The organism is Myxococcus sp. CA023 (assembly GCF_010998615.1).
Lineage (GTDB): Bacteria > Myxococcota > Myxococcia > Myxococcales > Myxococcaceae > Myxococcus.
This window is the reverse complement of the sequence record NZ_JAAEAH010000030.1, coordinates 22,533-40,870: the sequence shown is the minus strand read 5'-3', so window position 1 is coordinate 40,870 and position 18,338 is coordinate 22,533. Positions and strand designations below refer to the sequence as shown.

Annotated in this window: 12 protein-coding genes; 10 read left to right on the top strand and 2 right to left on the bottom strand. The window is 67.9% G+C overall.

The window, feature by feature from the left end:
* Positions 1-388 precede the first annotated feature (388 nt).
* Positions 389-1,174 carry a phytanoyl-CoA dioxygenase family protein gene (locus F8M74_RS15290; protein WP_141253193.1) on the top strand — a complete coding sequence of 262 codons (786 nt, stop codon included), beginning with the start codon at positions 389-391 and terminating at the stop codon, positions 1,172-1,174.
* Positions 1,175-1,194: 20 nt separating this feature from the next.
* Here the strand turns inward: F8M74_RS15290 and F8M74_RS15285 are convergent, their stop codons facing one another.
* Positions 1,195-7,659 carry a MupA/Atu3671 family FMN-dependent luciferase-like monooxygenase gene (locus F8M74_RS15285; protein ID WP_141253192.1) on the bottom strand — a complete coding sequence of 2,155 codons (6,465 nt, stop codon included), beginning with the start codon at positions 7,657-7,659 and terminating at the stop codon, positions 1,195-1,197.
* Positions 7,660-8,016: 357 nt separating this feature from the next.
* On the opposite strand from F8M74_RS15285, the gene F8M74_RS15280 reads away from it, so the two are divergent.
* The 8 genes from F8M74_RS15280 to F8M74_RS15245 all read left to right on the top strand — a co-directional run bounded on the left by F8M74_RS15280 (position 8,017) and on the right by F8M74_RS15245 (position 16,998).
* Complete coding sequence (locus tag F8M74_RS15280) at positions 8,017-9,384, top strand: MFS transporter (RefSeq protein WP_141253191.1); 1,368 nt, start codon at positions 8,017-8,019, stop codon at positions 9,382-9,384.
* Positions 9,385-9,555: 171 nt separating this feature from the next.
* The gene (locus F8M74_RS15275) at positions 9,556-10,773 is read left to right on the top strand and encodes a glycoside hydrolase family 19 protein (RefSeq protein WP_141253190.1); all 1,218 of its coding nucleotides are present in this window, start codon (positions 9,556-9,558) and stop codon (positions 10,771-10,773) included.
* Positions 10,774-11,460: 687 nt separating this feature from the next.
* Positions 11,461-12,060: an RNA polymerase sigma factor gene (locus F8M74_RS15270; RefSeq protein WP_141253189.1), complete on the top strand. Its 600-nt coding sequence runs from the start codon at positions 11,461-11,463 to the stop codon at positions 12,058-12,060.
* Positions 12,061-12,103: 43 nt separating this feature from the next.
* The gene (locus tag F8M74_RS15265; RefSeq protein ID WP_141253188.1) at positions 12,104-12,424 is read left to right on the top strand and encodes a hypothetical protein; all 321 of its coding nucleotides are present in this window, start codon (positions 12,104-12,106) and stop codon (positions 12,422-12,424) included.
* Positions 12,421-13,149, top strand: coding sequence for an ImmA/IrrE family metallo-endopeptidase (locus F8M74_RS15260; RefSeq protein ID WP_141253187.1), 729 nt, complete (start codon positions 12,421-12,423; stop codon positions 13,147-13,149). The genes F8M74_RS15265 and F8M74_RS15260 overlap by 4 nt, the downstream gene beginning before the upstream one ends.
* Positions 13,150-13,151: 2 nt before the next feature.
* A complete protein-coding gene (locus F8M74_RS15255) occupies positions 13,152-14,339 on the top strand; it encodes a hypothetical protein (protein WP_141253186.1) in 1,188 nt (395 codons plus the stop codon).
* 12 nt (positions 14,340-14,351) lie between these two features.
* Positions 14,352-16,613: an ATP-binding protein gene (locus F8M74_RS15250; RefSeq protein WP_141253185.1), complete on the top strand. Its 2,262-nt coding sequence runs from the start codon at positions 14,352-14,354 to the stop codon at positions 16,611-16,613.
* Positions 16,614-16,695: 82 nt separating this feature from the next.
* Positions 16,696-16,998, top strand: a complete 303-nt coding sequence (locus tag F8M74_RS15245; protein ID WP_141253184.1) for a hypothetical protein — start codon at positions 16,696-16,698, stop codon at positions 16,996-16,998.
* Between the two features lie 16 nt (positions 16,999-17,014).
* Here F8M74_RS15245 and F8M74_RS15240 read toward each other — a convergent pair whose 3' ends face one another.
* Positions 17,015-17,167: a hypothetical protein gene (locus F8M74_RS15240; RefSeq protein ID WP_162295008.1), complete on the bottom strand. Its 153-nt coding sequence runs from the start codon at positions 17,165-17,167 to the stop codon at positions 17,015-17,017.
* A 180-nt stretch (positions 17,168-17,347) separates the two neighbouring features.
* Here F8M74_RS15240 and F8M74_RS15235 point away from each other — a divergent pair, with 180 nt between their 5' ends.
* On the top strand, positions 17,348-18,337 hold the full coding sequence (locus F8M74_RS15235; RefSeq protein ID WP_141253183.1) for an endonuclease/exonuclease/phosphatase family protein: 990 nt from the start codon (positions 17,348-17,350) through the stop codon (positions 18,335-18,337).
* Position 18,338 lies beyond the last annotated feature (1 nt).

Here is an 18,338-nt window from a genome sequence, read left to right as displayed (position 1 = left end):
TTTCAATGATGCATGCCTGACTTGAAAATCAACAAACCCCGAAGCAAACACATGGGTGACCCCAGTAGAACTAATTGCGAACAAAACACTCCCCAGACATGACACACCCGCCAGTCAGAGCGCGCGCCGCCTCCATTCCGGGGAAATCGCAGAACCCATAAGCATAAAGCCTATCAGTCGCCCAGCGTCCCCCAGGGCCGATGCCCAGGGGGTTCCACCAGCAAACGCAATGGCCTGGATGTGTCCTGCACACGCCAGCCGCCTCCACCTGCTGGGCACCCCGAGCTCCGCGTCGCGAAGCAATCACCGGGCGCATGAATTCTTATGATAAATCAATACAGAAACGCGCTGCGGGCTACCGGCCCCGGACCACGAGGAGGCAACCCGAATGGAGCTTTCCCCAGGCGAAGTGGAGCAGTTCATCGAGCGTGGATTCGTCCGGCTGGACCAGGCGTTTCCCCGCGAGCTGGCGGACACGTGCCGCGATCTGCTCTGGCGCGACACGGGGTGTGCCCCGGACAATCCGGCCACCTGGAAGCAGCCGGTCATCCGGCTCGGGGACTACGCGCAGGAGCCCTTCCGGCTGGCGGCGAACACGCCCCGGCTGCGAGGCGCGTTCGACCAGTTGGTGGGCCCCGGACGCTGGCTCCCTCGAGGCAGCCTGGGCACCTTCCCCGTGCGCTTTCCCAGCCCGGACGCGCCTGGAGACGACGGCTGGCATGTCGATGCCAGCTTCCCAGGTGACGACCCGAGCTCGTTTTTCTCCTGGCGGGTGAATGTGGCGTCGAAAGGCCGCGCCCTGCTGATGCTCTTCCTCTGCTCCGACGTGGGCGAGGACGACGCCCCCACCCGCATCCGCGTGGGCTCCCACCGGGACGTCGCCCGCGTGTTGGCCCCCGCGGGAGACGCGGGGTTGACGTTCATGGAGCTCGCCGGGAAGTTGGACGTGTCAGCCCACCGGCCGCTCGCGCTCGCCACGGGAGAGGCCGGCACCGTGTACCTGTGCCACCCCTTCCTGGTCCATGCCGCGCAGCCGCACAAGGGAACCCGGCCGCGCTTCATGGCCCAGCCGCCGCTCCTGTCCCGCGCCCCCTTCGCGGTTCAGGGCCCGGAGGACGACGCCTCGCCGGTGGCACGCGCCATCCGGCAGGCGCTGAACGAAACGCGCGCGTAGCCCGCGCGTTCCCCGCGTCGCTACTTCCTGGCGCGCTGACGCTGACGCTTGAGGCTCTCCAGCTGCCGCTTGGCCCGGTCCTGTGCGGCTTCCACCTGGGACTGCGCCGCCGCGGGCCCCTGCCGCGCGAAACGCGCCAGGGTGCTGATGGTGGGGTGCTCCAGCAGCTTCAGCAGGGGCAGGTCCTGTCCCAGCACGGACTTGAGCTGTGTGTGCACCTGCACCATCAGGAGCGAGTGGCCGCCCAGGTCGAAGAAGTTGTCGTGCACGCCCACCTGCTCCACACGGAGGACGCTGCGCCACACCTGGGCAATCTGCTCCTCCAACTGCCCCTGCGGCGCCACGAAGGCCGCTTTCGCGGAGCGCACCACGCTCGGCGCGGGCAGGGCCCTGCGGTCCACCTTGCCATTGGGCGTCAGCGGGAGCGCCGGCAGCTCCATGACGAGCGACGGAACCATGTGCTCCGGCAACCGCTGAGCCAGGGCGTCGCGCAGCGCGGACGCCTCCACCGTGGCGCCCTGCGCGGGCACCACGTAGGCCACGAGCCGCACGTCGCCGGGCACATCCTCGCGCGCCACCACCACCGCCTCGCGCACCGAGGGCTGGGCGGTGAGCGCCGCCTCGATTTCCCCCGCCTCGATGCGGAAGCCACGTACTTTGAGCTGGTGGTCCACACGGCCGAGGAACTCCATGGTGCCGTCGGGCCGCCACCGTGCGCGGTCCCCCGTGCGGTACAGCCGGGCCCCGGGCTCACGGGCCCAGGCATCCGGAATGAAACGCTCCGCCGTCAGCTCGGGCCGGCCCAGGTAGCCACGCACCACGCCCGCGCCGCCAATGTACAGCTCACCCGCCACGCCCACCGGTGCCGGCTGCAGCCGTGCGTCGAGGACGTACAAGCACGTGCGCAGCAGCGGCGTGCCGATGGAGACGACGGCCGCCGTCTCCTCCGGGGCCACGCGCGCCGTGGAGGACCAGATGGTCGTCTCCGTGGGACCGTACATGTTGAGCAGCTCGGCGGACTCCGGCAGCGCCGTGCGCAGGGACGCGGCCAACGCGCCTGGAAGGGCCTCGCCGCCCACCATCAGCCGTTGCAGGCCGCCCAGCGCCTCCACGGACTCGGGCTCGGACAGCAGCGCGCGCGCCAGGGACGGCGTGCACTGCAGGTGCGTCACGCCGTGCTCGCGGAGCTGCTCGGGAATCGTCTTCGCCGTGCCCGCGCGGCGGCTGTCCCGCACGCAGCGCTGCCGCACCTCGTCCAGCAGCGGCAGGCTGGCCAGCACCGTGTCGGCGGGAATGCCGAAGTCGATGAGGCAGCCCACCTCGTCCACGCCCAGGGCCTGGAGCTGCCCGACGCGCTCGCGCACCGAACGCGGCGTGCCGAACAGGCCGCTCGTCTCGAAGTAGCGGTCGAAGGCATGGCCGGCGAGCCGGTCCAGGTCCGCCTCCGTGGCCGAATCCATGTCGATGCCCAGCGTGCTCCCCAGGCCCCGCATCAGGTCGGCCGAGCTCTTGAGGTAGTTGCGGAAGGGCTGCTCCACCACCTCGCGCACCTTCGCCATGTCCTCGCCGATGAAGGTGTGCAGCATGAGGGTGACGTGGCCCTCGCCCGCGTGGCCCGCGTCGCGCCAGGCCTGACGGTAGAGGGACAGCTTCTTCTCCAGGTCCTCCCACGTCTGCCCCAGCAGGTGCGTGAGGATGTTGCACCCCAGCCGGCCCGCGGTGATGAACGTCTCCGGGTTTCCCGCGGCGGTGAGCCACACGGGCAGCTCCGCCTGCACGGGACGGGGGCGCAGCTTCACATCCACCTGCGCGCCGCCACCGCCCGGGAAGCGCACCGTCTCCCCACGCCACAGCCGGCGCACGGTGTCGATGCCTTCCATCATCAGCTCGCGGCGCTTCTCGTACTTCTCCGGCGCGAAGACGAAGTCATTGGCATGCCAGCCGGAAGCGACGGAGATGCCCACGCGTCCGCCGGACAGGTTGTCCACCAGGGACCACTCCTCCGCCACGCGCACGGGATGGTGGAGTGGCAGCACCACGCTGCCCGCGCGGATGGCCACGCGCTTCGTCACGGTGGCGACCGCCGCGCCCGCCACGGAGGGATTGGGGTACAGGCCGCCGAAGGCGTGGAAGTGGCGCTCCGGTGTCCACACCGCCGCGAAGCCGTGGGTGTCCGCGAACTTCGCGCCCTCCAGCAACAGCCGGTAGCTGCTCTCCCCGCGCGACACCTCCGCGTCATCCGCGAAGTAGAACAGGCTGAAGTCCATGGGGCGCTTCCGGGCCCCCGCGGCGCGAGCGGGCGCCTTGAGTGAGGCCCCCTCCCCTTGCACCACCACCTTGAAGCCGCGGGTGAGCGTCCACAGCAACTCCAGGACGGAGATGTCGAAGGAGATGCTGGTGACGGCCAACCAGGCGCCCGCGGGCGAGTGGCCCACGCGCACGTCCATGGCGGCGAAGAAGTTGGCCACGCCCCCGTGCGGCACCACCACGCCCTTGGGCCGTCCCGTGGAGCCCGACGTGTAGATGACATACGCCGCGTTGTCGGGCGTGGTCCCCAGGGCCAGCGGTGACGCTGGCGTCGCCGCGTAGGGCTCCGCCGTATCCAGCAGCACGGTGTGCAGGCCGGCCACGGGCAGCGTCCCCGCCAGATGGGACTGCGTGACGAGCACGCGCGCGCCCGAGTCCTCCAGCATGTACGTGAGCCGCTCCCGGGGATAGTCCGGGTCGAGTGGCACATAGGCGCCGCCCGCCTCGAGGATGCCGAGCATCCCCGCCACCATCTCCACTGAGCGCTCGGCGCACAGGCCCACGCGCACCTCGGGGCCCACGCCCAGGCCCCTCAGGTGCAAGGCCAGCGCGGACGCACGGCGCGCCAGCTCCGCGTAGGTGAGCGTCCCGTCCTCGGCGACCACCGCCACCGCGTCGGGCGTGCGGGCGGCCTGCTCACGGAACTGCGCGTGGATGCAGTGTGAAGGGTCCTGGGAGAGCGGGGCCGTGAAGTCGTTCCAGCGCTCCAGCAGAGAACGGCGCTCCGCCTCGTCGAGCAGCGGCAGGTCCTCCACACGTGCGTCCGGAGCAGCGACGATGCCCCTCAGCAACGCCTCCAGGTGTCCCGCGAGCCGCGCCATTGTCTCGGCCGAGAAGAGGTCCGAGCGGTACTCCAGCGCGCCCTCCAGCCCTCGCGGCGTCTCCACGACGGCGAGCTGCAGGTCGAACTTCGCCGTGCCCTCCACGGCGCCGTCCGGCACGGGCAGCACCGGGCGCCACTGCATGCCCGGCACGTCCATGTCCACCGGCGGCAGGCTCTCCAACACCAGGTTCGCCTGGAACAGCGGGTTGTCGCCGCCACGGACCGCGCGCGACGCGCCCACCACTTCCTCGAAGGGCAGGTCCGCGTGGGCCAGGGCCTCGTGGAACGTGTGGCGCATGCGGCCCAGCAGCTCCCGGAAACGGGGCGCGCCAGACACGTCCGCGCGGAGCACCAGCGTGCTGGCGAAGAACCCCACCACGTCACGCAGCTCGGCCCGGTCCCGCTGCGCGAAGATGGTGCCCAGGCCGAAGTCGTCCTGACCGCTATAGCGGTGCAGCAGCGCCGCCCAGGCCGCCGCGAGCGTGACGAAGAAGGTACAGCCCTCGCTCCGGCCCACCGCCTTGAGCGAATCCACCAGCTCGGCCGGCAGCGCGAAACGGTGGAGCGCGCCGCGGAAGCCCGGCTCCCGGGGACGCGGGAAGTCCGTGGGCAACTCCAGGCGCGGCAGGTTCTCCAGCTTCCGCGCCCAGTAGGCACGCTGCCCGTCCAGCGCGCCGTCCAGCCCGCGCTGCCAACGTGCGTAGTCCACGTACTGCAAGGCGGGCGCGCCCAGCGACGCGGCGGCGCCAGCCACCTCCGCGCGGTACAGCGCGGCAAGCTCCCGGGCCAGGACGCCAATGGACCAGCCATCGGTGACGATGTGGTGCTGGGTCATCAGGAGCACGTGCTCCTGATCCTCCAGCGCCACCAGCGCCGCACGCACCAGCAGGCCCTCTGACAGATTGAAGGGCGCCTCGCCCTGGGCCCGGGCCAGCTGATTCAGCCGCGCGTCACGCTCGGCGGGCGACAGCGCCCGCAGGTCCTCGCGGGCCACGTCCAGCGGGCGCAGGTGCGGCAGGAGCTGGCGCGGCTGGCCCTCCACTTCGGGGAAGGCCGCGCGCAGCACCGCGTGACGCGACAGGAGCCCTTGCAGCGCACGCTCCAGCGCGGGCACGTCCAGCGCCCCAGAGAGCCGGAGCTGGAAGTGGACGTTGTACAGCGCGCTCTCCGGCACCAGCCGGTCCAGGAACCACAGGCGCTGCTGACCGGGAGACAGCGGCAGCTCTCCATCCAGCGAGCCGGCCTTCAGCGGCGGCGCGGCGGGCGCGGCGGAGCCCTTCCACGCGTCCACCAGATGCGCGGCGGCGGCCCCCAGCGTCGGGTGCTGCCAGAGGAAGGCCACGGGCAGCGACACACCGAGTTCCTCTTCCAGGCGGCCGTGGAGCTCCAGCGCCATCAGCGAGTCGAGCCCCAGGCTGGCCAGCGACGTCTCCGGCGCCAGGGACGCGGGCGCCGTGCGCAGCACCCGCGCGGCCTCCACGCGGAGGAAGTCCACCAGCAGCGCCGGACGGGCCTCCTCGGACGCCAGGGCCAGGCGCTCGCGCAGGGGCGCGGACGGCGTGGAAGGCACCGCCTCCGGCACCGGAGCGGCCTCCTCGCCCGACACCTCCACCACCTCCAGCGAGCCCGCCAGGAATCCATCACGACAGGCGCGGCGCTGAATCTTCCCGCTCGACGTCTTCGGAATGCTCCGGGCCTGGAGCAGCACCACCGTGTGCGCATGCACCTGATGCTCATCGGCGAGCGCGCGGCGCAGGGCGCCCACCACCGCCGCGCCGTCGAAGCCTTCGCGCACGTCGACCTCGGAGACCACCACCAGCCGCTCCTCCCCCTCCACGTCCACGGAGAAGGCGGCACTGCAGCCGGGACGCACCGCGCGGTGCGCGCGCTCCGCGGTCATCTCCAGGTCCTGCGGATACAGGTTCCGGCCCCGGACGATGAGCAGGTCCTTGAGACGGCCGGTGATGAAGAGCTCACCCTCCGGCGACAGGAACGCCAGGTCACCGGTGCGGAGAAAGGGCCCCTCGCCGTTGGCGAGCCGCGCACCAAAGGCATGCGCCGTCTCCTCCGGACGATCCCAATACCCACCCGCCACGCTGGGGCCAGCGACCCAGACCTCACCCACCTCGTTCGAGGCCCGAGGCACCCGCGTCTCCGGGTCCACGATGAGCAGCCGCTGGTCCGGCGCGCCCTGACCCGAGGACACCAGCGTGCGCGCCGTGGGCCCCTCCGCCGCGTCGGACGCGGGCTTCGCGCGCCCCAGCTCCAGCGAGCCGGTGTCGTAGCGCTCCTGCACACACGGCGTTCCCTTCACGCCGCCGCTGACGATGAGCGTCGCCTCGGCCAGGCCGTAGCAGGGATAGAAGGCCTCTCGCCGGAAGCCAGCGGGCGCGAACGTCTCCGCGAAGCGCTCCATCGTCTCGCGCCGCACGGGCTCCGCGCCGTTGAAGGCCAGGTCCCAGTGGCTCAAATCCAGACGGGCCACGTCTTCGGCGCGGGCCTTTCGCGCGCACAGGTCGTAAGCGAAGTTGGGTCCACCACTGACCGTCCCCTTGAAGTGGGAGACGGCCTCCAGCCAGCGCAAGGGCCGCTGGAGGAACGCGATGGGCGACATCAGCACGCACGGGAAGCCCAGGTAGAGCGGCTGCAACACCTTTCCGATGAGCCCCATGTCATGGAACATGGGCAACCAGCCCACGCCCACCGAGCGCTCCGCCTGCAGCCCGAAGTCACGCGTAATCAACGACTCGTTGTGGAGGATGTTGGCGTGGCTGACCTTGACGCCCTTCGGGTTGCCCGTGGAACCCGACGTGTATTGCAAGAAAGCCAGCGACTCGGACGTCAGGTCCGGGCGCTTCCAGTCCGCGGCCTCGGCTTCCAGCACCGCGTCACTGGCAATCCACTGCAGCTCACCCAGCTCGGGAGCCTGCGGCGTGAGGAACTCCGCCATCTCCAGGATGGTGCTCGTCGTCAGCACGTAGCGCGCGCCACAGTCCCGGGCGATGGCGCGAAGGCGCGGCAGCGTGCGATCCAACCGCGTGGGGTCCGGCGGGTAACACGGCACGGCGATGACACCGCCATACAGACAGCCCATGAAGCCCGCGACGAACTCCAGGCCGGGCGGGTAGAGCAGCAGCGCCCGCTCCCCCTGCGCGCCCAGGGCACGCAGCCGAGTCCCCAGCGATCGCGCCCGCGAATCCAGCCGCCGGTAGGTCCACTCCTCCACCGGGCCGTCCACGTCTCCTGTCTCCAGGAAGCGATACAACAGCGCGTCGCCTTGGGACTCGGCGCGTTGACACAACACGTCCACCAGAGTGGGGAAACGGTGAGCTCGCGGCTCGATGTGCTCGGTCATGTCTTCTCCTGCGCTGGACACGGCCCGGGTTGACACGCGGCCACGACATCCGGCTGAGCACGAAGAACCCCCCGGCAAACATCTTCCGGCCAAGGCTCCCCGAGACAGCATGCCGCTTCGCCCGGAAGAGGAAGCACGCTCGTACCTCGCCTGAGCCCGCCCCCTTGATACAGCGCAGCTTGTGCCACCGCCGTTGCCTGCTTGTCCATATAAACGATAAGATCGATTATTACAGCGATAGCGGTTCCTGATAAAAAGAACGCGGTATCCGGGTAGACGCGCTGGCCGTGCTCACGAAGACTCTAGCCATGCATCTGACACCGAGCGGCGCACGCCCGCGGAAGGCCCGCTGACGGCATGGCATTCTCAAGCAGGAACGTCGTCACGAACCCTGCCCGGGTCTTCAGTCTCATCTGGCTGGGTCAGCTCATCTCATCGCTGGGGACGGGACTCACCCAGTTCTCGGTGGGTGTCTACGTCTACCAAAACAGCGACTCCGTCACGGAGTACTCGCTGGCGTCCTTCTTCGGGTTCCTCCCGATGGTGCTGCTCGCGCCCGTCGCGGGCTCCATGGTGGACCGCAGCAACCGTCAGCGGGTGATGCTGCTGGCGGACCTGGGCGCGATGACGGCCATCGGGTTGATGTGGTGCCTTGTCGCGGCGGACCGCGCCGGGCTGTGGCCCCTTCAAAACTGGCACTTCTATCCCCCCCTGGCGATGAGCGCCGCCTTCAGCACCTTCCGCATCCTGGCCTTCTCCACGACCACGCCCCTGCTGGTCTCCAAGCAGAACCTGGGCCGGGCCAACGGCATGGTGGAACTGGCCATGAGCGCGGGTCAGCTCCTGGGCCCCGCGATGGCGGGCGTGCTGGTGGTGCGCATGGGCTTGCAAGGCGTGCTGCTCATCGACCTGGCGACCTTCCTCTTCGCGGTGGCCACGCTGCTGAGCGTGCGCATCCCCCAGCCCGAACCGGACGCCGCGCGGACCGAGGCCAGGAAGTCGCTGTGGACGGACATCGCGCTGGGCTGGCGCTTCATCCGCGAGCGCACCGGCCTGCTCGGACTGCTGGGCTTCAGCTCCGCCGTCAACCTGGTCTCCGTGCTGGTGACGGTGCTCATCACCCCGCTGGTGTTGAGCTTCACGGACCCGACGACGCTGGGCCTGGTGGTGTCCTGCTCCGGCGTCGGCATGGTGGCGGGTGGAATCACCATGGGCGTCTGGGGCGGCCCGAAGCGGCGCATCCAGGGCGTGCTGGGCGCGGAGCTCGTCGCGGGCATGGCCTTGCTGGCCGCGGCGCTCCCCGCCAGCGTGTTCGTCGTCGCCTGCGCCGCCTTCGTGTTCATGTTCACCGCGCCGGTGGCCATGGGCTGCTCGCAGGCCATCTGGCAGAGCAAGGTGCCTCCCGCCATCCAGGGACGGGTGTTCGCCACGCGCCGGATGCTCGCGCTGGTCGCCCCGCCCATCGCCGCACTGCTCGCGGGCCCGTTGACGGACAAGGTCTTCGACCCCTGGATGGCGCCGGACGGCGCCCTGGCCAACACCTTCGGCCAGGTGCTGGGCACCGGCCCGGGCCGGGGCATCGCCCTGCTCTACGTCGTCCTGGGCCTCCTGCTGATGGGCTGCGTCATGCTGACCGCGTCCTCCCCGCGTGTACGTGGCGTGGAAGACGAGCTCCCGGACGCGCTGCTGCCCCAGGCTGTCCCCACGGCGCAACAGCAAGCCTGAGCCGCCGCGGCGCGTCCGCTCGTCAACGCTTCGCGCCCGGCGACACCTTCAGCTTATTCCCGATTTACCGATTGCCGTACAGTCCTTGCGGCTCCGGCCCCCGGAGCCAAGGCCTCCGCCCGCCCCAGGCGTGGCGCGCCCGAGAAACCCTCGACCGCAAGGAGCACAAGCATGTCCGGCAAGTTCGTGTCACGCAGTCTGGCCCTGCTGGGAATCTGTGGGGGCCTGAGCGCCCTGGGAGGCTGTGGCGGCGCCGAGCCACCGCCCGCCGCCCTCGAACCGGTGGGCCAGGTGGAAGGCGCCGCCATTGTCGACACCATCACCGAAGGCACCTACGTCATCCGCTCGGTGATGACGAACAAGTGCATCGACGTCGCCTCGTCGAGCACGGCGGACGGCGCCAAGGTGCAGCAATGGGATTGCAACGACACGAATGCGCAGCGCTTCCGCGTCACGCCCACGTCCGGGGGCTACTTCAGCATCATCAACGTGAACAGCAACAAGGCGCTCGACATCAAGGAGGCGAGCACCGCGGCGAACGCGCTGGTCCACCAGTGGGGCTATGGCGGCGGAGCGAACCAGCAGTTCCGCTTCGTGAAGGAAGTGGGCAGCGAGTTCAGCATCCGCGCGCGTCACACGGACATGGCCATTGACGTGTACTGGGGCAACACGGCCAACGGCACGGAGCTGGTGCAGTACCCCTACGAGCAGCGCACGAACCAGCGATGGACGTTCGACCGCATCGACGGGGGCGGTGGCAACCCTGGCACGGGGCTGGCCGCCATCCTGAGCGAGTCCACGTTCAACGCCATGTTCCCGAACCGGAACCCCTTCTACACGTACAGCAGCCTCATTGCCGCCGCGAACACCTTCCCGGCCTTCGCCAACACGGGCTCGCTGGAGACGCGCAAGCGCGAGGTGGCGGCCTTCTTCGCCAACACGGCCCATGAGACGGGCGATTACGTGTACGTGGAGGAGATCAATCGCGGTGACTACTGCGGCGCATGGGGTCCGCCGGGCTGCTACTGCGTCGCGGGCAAGAAGTACTACGGACGTGGGCCCATCCAGTTGTCCTGGAACGGCAACTACTGCGCCGCCGGCGCCGCGCTGGGGCTGCCGCTTCACACCAACCCGGACCTGCTGGCCCAGGACGCCAACGCCGCATGGCGCTCCGCGTTCTGGTTCTGGACCACGCAGGCCGGCGCCGGAACCATGTCCGCCCACCGCGCCATGGTCGACGGCCACGGCTTCGGTGAGACCATCCGCACCATCAATGGCTCGCTGGAGTGCAATGGTGGCAATCCGGGCCAGGTGCAGAGTCGCATCAACAACTATCAGCGCTTCACCAACATGCTCGGCGTGAGCCCTGGCGGCAACCTGGGCTGCTGAGATGCGTCACCAAGGTGGGGATGGATCGCACCTCCACCTCACGCCGAACGCCGGGCGGCCTCCTGCTCCAGGCCGCCCGGCTCCAGCACCTCGCCCCGGCAGCACCCGCGTCCGGAACCGGGCAGCCCCCTGCCCCGTCTCCCGAAGGAACGTGCTGCCGCGCCTGACGGCGCTCCCCGCGTCGGCCGCGCTCCCGGAACGTCCCCCCGAGCCGCCCTGGGTTGCATCGGACAACGCCAGCATCCGCCCCGAAGAGTGCATTTGAGGGATGGGTCTGTCTTTACCACCTGGGTGGTATGGGCAACGCGCGCCAGAACTCCTGAACAGTCCGTGTCTCGCGAAGCCCCCGCTCCCCTCCGACCGGGATGGCAGGAGACCACGCAGTGCATCACAACATCAGACGCTGAAGCAGGGTGTCTTCGCAGACGCCGAGTCCGCGACGACCTGCGCCGTTGGCAAACCTGACTCGTCCAAGCCAACGAACGGAGCCCAGGTGCATTGGCTCCACTGTCTGCATTACCGTCCATGAACATACCACCCGGGAGGTACAGACACGCGGCTCGCCTGCCAGGAACCATTTGGGTGGCGCAGATGCATGTTTCCGTCGAACTCGCCAGTGCGGCTCCGAAGGAGCACATGCGCGCACGTATTGAGCGCGTCCACGGAAACTTCCGATGAGGAGTCAGGATGGGAATTCCAACACGAGACGAGGACGTCGCGTTGCATGCGCGCATCCTCCAGCGAGAGTCGGTGGCGACCTCGGAAGCGTTTGCGGCCCTCGCCGACCCCATCATCGGGGCCGTGAAGCGCGCCCGCGGCTGCACCTACGAAGATGCCCGTGACGCCACTATCGACGTGTTGATCGACTACTTCGAGGCGCCCGAGCGCTTCGACCCTCAGCGGGGTCGCCTGTTCTCCTACCTGACCCAGTCCGCGAAGAACACGGTCACTGACTGGCAGCGCTCGGCGACGAGGCGCCAGGTGCGTGAAGAAAAGTTCGGCGCCCTTGTCGAACTTCCAGGGTGGTCTCCGAAAGTCAGTTTGGAGCAATCCGCGGAGGTGAAGCGAATCGTGGAACGCATCGAACAATCCGACCTTTGCCCGGTGGACCGCGCGTTCCTCGAACTCATGCTCCAAGGGGAACGGTCGACCCAGGAGTTTGCCGAAGTGCTGGGCCTGAGCGCACTCCCCGCAGTCGACATCCAGCGCGAAGTGAAGCGCAACCGTGACCGCATCATGAAGTGGCTGGTGCGGTTTGGAAGGGAGGTTTTCGGTGACGAATCCTGATTGGCTTGAGACTGCGTCCAGGCGGAGCACAGAGAAAGCCTGGATGCTTGGCCATGCGTTCGAGCGTTACCGCGCGATTGAAGGCATCACCACCACTGACCTCGCGAACCAACTGGGTTGCTCGCTGGAAGAGTTCCACTGGCTGTCCCTCTGCCGACGCCCCGTTGGCGCTTCTTTTGCCAGGCAGACCATCGCGGTCGCTCAGCGCTTCGCGGTCAACGAGCGGGTCCTGGTCCGAGTGCTTCGACACGTCGAGGTCATCGACGCCCTGACATCCGATAACGAAGGCGAGGCAATGACCGGCGCCAGTCGCATCCAAATCGCGGCCAGGGACCGCATTCGTGACGATGAGGATACTCCATGATGGGTCGTTGGCTGGATGAGGCCATGGCCATCAGTGGGCTCCAGGAGTGCACTTCCTATCCACGCGACCTGGCCGTAGACGCCCCCTACCAACTGTCCGTGGAGACGGTGCCCATCCCCAGGCTCACGACAGCGCACGTGGCAGCGTGGACATCGAAGCGGAAGGTTCCGCATCCCATCTCCGACACCCACCGGGAACTATACGGGTGCATGGTCGCCTGGAAAGGGAGCGCCCTGCTCTTCCACGACACCGGTGACTCGGAGGATGAACAGCGCTTCACCGTGGCACATGAGGTCGCGCACTTCGTGCTCGACCACGTGATTCCCCGCGAGCGAGCCCTGCGCTACTTCGGAGAAGGAATCCTCCCCGTCCTCGACGGAAAGCGAAACGCAAGCCTGGAGGAAAGACTGTCCTCGGTCTTCGGACAGGTCCCACTGGGCGTCCAGGTCAAGCTCATGGACAGGAACCCGTCCGGGCACCTTGCCTCTGGAGCTATTGCGGAAGCCGAACGGCGAGCCGACCGGCTTGCGCTCGAGTTCCTCGCGCCAGCAGAGCTCGTGCGGCGGATGCTCCGTAACACCCCAGAAGAAGACGGCATCCTGCGGTTGGCCAGCCGCTTCGGTCTCCCTGAAGACAAGGCCAGGGGCTATGCCCGCGCGCTCATGCGACAGGAGCGCGCCCAGCGATTCTCCATCATCGAATTTCTTGGCGAAGACAGGAGCTAGGCATGGCGGGTGGTTTTCACGCCGAAGACGGAGCGGATCTCGTCGGTGACGACGACTTCGTCGACGCGTTTGGAGAGGATCTGCTGACGACGCTCAACCTCGACACATGGTCGCAGGGGCTCGACCTGGAGAGCGTCATGGCACGGTTCCGAAAGGAAATCGCCAGTGCCGTGGACAAGGAGGGCGTCGTGAAGAAGATCATCCGGCAACAAGTCCTTCCAAAAATTTCCGCAAACTCTCGCGGTGGTGCCAAAGAGGCTGGAGTCTACAGAGCCACGCCCGAAGAATTGGCCACGGTCCATCAGAGCCTGCTCTTCTCTGGGAAGGTGGAGGCCGTCAACAGCATCTCGACGAGTCACGAGAGCCTGCCAATTGGAATCACCCAGATTGGAATCGCCGCTGTGGGTTACGGAGGGACGAGCGGAACATTTTCTCAGCGACTGTTCCGGAAGGAGATGTCGGACCAGCGTTCGAATCCAGTTCAAGAGGCACTCGCGTGCATCGACCAGCGGATGGACAGGTCGGCCAGTCCTCGCGAGAGGTCGCTTTCCAAACTGGCTCGTCGCGGTATCAAGACCTACGCCGAACGGGCCGTGCTCGTGGACAAGTCCGAAGCGGAGTGGCGTATCGGGCATGGCAATCCATGCGCTTATGAACTGATCACGGGCTCGGGTTACATGAGCCTCCTGCGCGAATCCATCAATGTGCTCAGGCGCCTCATCCTCCAGCAGAAGAAGTTCGTGTTCGTGCCAAGCACGCTCGAGGAGCGGGGCATCCTGACCATTGGTCATGCGCTCCAGGCTGGCGAGTACGTCATCTTCGAAACGCTCGAGCGCTATGGGAGGCGGGTCATCGAGCAATGGAAATACGGGGACCGCAGCCAGAACTTCGCGGCGAGGTTCGTGCAGGAATGCTGCCCCGAAGTCATCTCTGGTGTGTTTCGCGCATCCGAGCGAACCCCTCCCCGCTCATTCTATGCGCATCGCGACCACGTCCACCTCGCGGCGCGAGTCGCCATGGCCGACAGCATCCTCCGGCCCGATCGGGGATTCCCCATGCTGCTCGATGTCGCGGAAGCGTCGTGCCGGAGCGCCTTCGGTGAGGATGGGTTCATGGGCCTCGTTCATGACGCCTATGCCCAGGCAGGAGCCAACCTCGAGTTCTTCAACGAGCACACCAAGCGCCATTAGGCCAGGGGGACCATGAACATGGCTGACGACGGCAGGGGGCAACGCGCGCCGGGTGCCGGGACTTTCCGGGGGCAACCCGCCGCATCAGGGCAGGCTGCGACCCGGTCTGGTGACGTGTCGGAGGATCCAGGCAATTGGGGCGATCCACCGCCCGGCCACCGCGCGGCGGGAAATGGACCGTTCAGGCCAGAGGCGAGGCCCACCAACGGTCCCCCACGCCCCGTTCCCATGCCGGGCATGGGCCCTGGCCGGCCGCCGCCCGGGAAGAATGGTCAGCACCGCGCTGTCCCCACGGCGGCAGCACCGGTCATGAATGGCAAGGCCCCCGGGCCCGTGTCCCCGCGGGAGCCTGACAGTGAGGTCGTTCGACCGACCCCACCAAAGACGCTGAGCGAGCTCGACGAACTCAGGAACCAGGCCCATACCGGTCCCCAAGTGGATCCAGAGCTGGCAGCGGCGGTGGGTTTCACCCACTTCGACGTCACATCCAGCCAGGACAACCTCATCACCGTGCTGCTCACGCGTGAGGATTTGCACCTGCTCGCGTCCCAGACGCTGGTCCGGGTGAGGTCGAGGGAGGACAACCGCGCCTACCTGGGCGTCGTCGTGCGGGGTCCCTTCGCGGAACCGAACGCGGTGCCCGCCAACTCCACCATGGCCATTGGCGTGGTCACCCACGGCAAGAAGCTGGCGTACACATTCGACTATCACGGGCGTGCGGAGATTGAGATTGTCGGAGAGGAAGTCGAAGGCACGCTGAAGCCTCCCCGCTTCCGACCCCGGCCGCAGAGCCCCGTCTTCCTGCTCGACGAGGCGGAGAGCGCTCGCGTGCTGGGCGTCGGCGGCGACATGTGCCTGGGGCTGGTGGTCGGGTACGAAAAGATGGAGGCCCGGCTCAATCCCCGGGACAAATCCATCCTTCCACGCCACACGGGCATCATCGGAACAACGGGCGGCGGCAAGTCCACCACGGTGGCCACGCTCATCCACCGAGCCCAAGCGGAGGGCATCGCGACCATCGTCTTCGACGTGGAGGGTGAATACACGCACGTGGACCAGCCCACCGACCATGCCGCCATGCTCGAGGCGCTCAGGCGGCGAGGCCAGCGCCCGCAGGGCGTCAAAGACTTGCACATCCACCACCTCACCGGGCGCGACAGCCTCAATCCACGACACCGGAACAAGCACGCGTTCTCGCTCAAGTTCTCCAGCCTGTCTCCGTACGCGCTCGCGGAGATTCTCGACATGTCGGACGCACAGCAGGAGCGGTTCCTCAAGGCCTACGACGTCACCAAGCTCTTGCTCGAAGACTTCAACATCTACCCGCAGACGGAAGAAGAGCGCCGCCAGGTCCTCGACGTGGACGAATTGTCCACGGGCTTTCCCCACATGACCATCGACCACGTGCTGGACGTGGTCAGCGCGTACATCTACAGCCTCAGTGACGAAGGCAAATCAGAGACGCGTGGCAAGTCACGCGCCACCCCTCGGAAGCAGGCGTCCCTGCTCGAGGAGAACGACGACGCGGAGGCCGACCCGGACGTCACTGCCAAGGCGCCATCGCGCGGACTGATGCTGCGCACAGAGTTCAAGAGCAACTTCGGCCGGGTCATGGCGCGCGTCATGGCCCAGAGCAGCCGGCACGAAATCAGCTGGAAGGCCCTGGCCAGCAAACTCCACCGACTGCGGCGCTTGGGCATCTTCGACGTGGGTAACGAGCAAGGCGTGGCCTATGAGTCCATGCTCACACCCGGGCGCGTTTCCGTCATCGACCTGTCGGACACGGACTCACCACAGCTCAACAACCTGGTCATCGCAGACATCCTGCGAGGCCTCCAGGAAGCACAGGAGCGACGCTACGAGCGGGCCAACGCGAAGGACCAATCGGTCACGCCGGTCCTCATCATCATCGAAGAGGCCCACGAGTTCCTCTCCGCGAACCGCATTGCCCAGATGCCCGTGCTCTTCGAACAGGTGGCGAAGATTGCCAAGCGGGGCCGCAAGCGCTGGATGGGGCTCGTCTTCGTCACCCAGCTTCCGCAGCACCTGCCCAACGAGGTGCTAGGCCTCATCAACAACTTCGTCATCCACAAGATCGCCGACAGCTCTGTCATCTCCCGCATGCAGAAAACCGCGGGCAGCATCGACGAGAGCCTCTGGAACCGGGTGTCGCGGCTGGCCCCCGGTCAGGCACTGGTGTCGTTCAGCAACTTCACCCGGCCGCTGATGGTCGCGGTGGACCCCGCACCGGTGAAGCGGTTGCTGGTGGAGTGACACGCGCCCCGCGTTTCACCCTCCTGACACCTTGGGTGCGGGGGGACTGGACGCGCGGGCCAGCCCTGGCCAGATAGCGGACATGAACCGACGCATGAAGGCCACGCTCGCGGTCGTGGCCCCGCTGCTCCTCACGGATTGCAGCGGAACCTCCGGCGATGACGGTGATGCCTGCGTACAGGTGCGGGTGTTCGCGCGCCCTGCCTCGGGCGACGCCGAGTGCCGGAGCTTCGCGACGCCGTGCGACGTGCCTCGGGGGTACGTCGAATGCTGCGGTGGGTTCCACGGCGATTGCGTGTCGACGGGGACACGGTGCGTGGACGACCCGTTGGATGCCTGCTCGCCTGGCTCGGGAGCAAAGGACTGCCCCGGCATCTGCCAGTGACGCCGGGCTCGGGAGACTACGGCGTCTTGTTCTTCGCGCCGGAGGACCTCGACGCGTCCTGCCCCTCCCTCTTCCGGTAGCCCCAGGTGGAGCTCCACATTCCGGGCCCAGTGAAGAGCACGGTAATGAGCGTCATCACCGCTGCGCCAATTAGAATCTCGATCACCATTCCGCGCACTCCCCTCCGCACAAACTGTCCGTACGGTAATCTCGAAACCCACCGCCGTGCGTTCTCATGCCGTAACGCTCAGCAGGAAGTAATGCGCGTGAGATTAGGCCGCCTCCTAGCGACGCTGCGCCCCGCCTGCCTGCCCGCGCCAGGGCCGCGATGGGGTAGTCTCACGGCCCCATGTCACGCCCCCTTCCTTCTGCGTCGAGGAACCGCAAGCACCTCCGCGCCGCGGCCTTGCTGGCCGCCCTCTTGTCGCTGTCCGCCTGCGAGGGGCGTGGAACACCACCGGGGCCGAATGAACCGTGTGTCGGGGCTGCCTGTGGACCGCAGCAACCGCCCGACACCGCGCTTGAAGGCAGCGTGCGCATCGCGGCCTTCAACTTGCGGCGGCTCTTTGACACGGTGTGCGACTCCGGTGAGTGCGGCGGCAGCAACTACGAGGCGCTGCCCACCCCCTCCGAGTTCGGCCTCCAGGCGGACCGGCTCGCGTCCGCCATCTCGCGACTGAACGCCGACGTGGTGCTGTTGGCGGAGGTGGAAACCCAGGCCTCGCTCGACGCGCTCACGTCACGGCTCCCCCGCTTCGGCTATTCGGAGCTGGGCGAAACGGGCGCCGCGGCGTCCGTGGACGTGGCCGTTCTCTCCGTTCACCCCATCACCGACGTCCGCGGGCATCGGGAACGCACGCTGTGGCGCCCGGATGGCTCCGCCACCCGGTTCTCCCGCGAGTTGCTGGAGGTCCACCTGGACGTGGACGGGAAGAAAGTCATCGTCTTCTCCGCGCACTTCCGCTCCAAGTCCAACGACGACGCCGGACGCCGCTTCGCCGAGGCCGTGGCGACGCGGGACATCGTCGCGAGCACGGCCCAGGCGGCTCCAGACGCGCTGATTGTCCTCGGGGGAGACCTCAACGACGTACCGGGCTCGGAGCCCATCACCGCGCTGGAGCGCGACGGCGCGCTGCTGCGCGTCTCCAGCGACCGGCCGGCCAGCGAGACGTGGACGTACACCTACCACGGCGACCTCCAGGCCATCGACCACCTGTACCTGGCGCGCGGCGGGGGCTCGTATGTGCCCGGCTCGTTCCGCACGGCGAGGGACCCACGGGGCGGCTATGGCGGGTCGGACCACGCCGCCGTGTACGCGGACTTCCTGCCCGCGCCCTGAG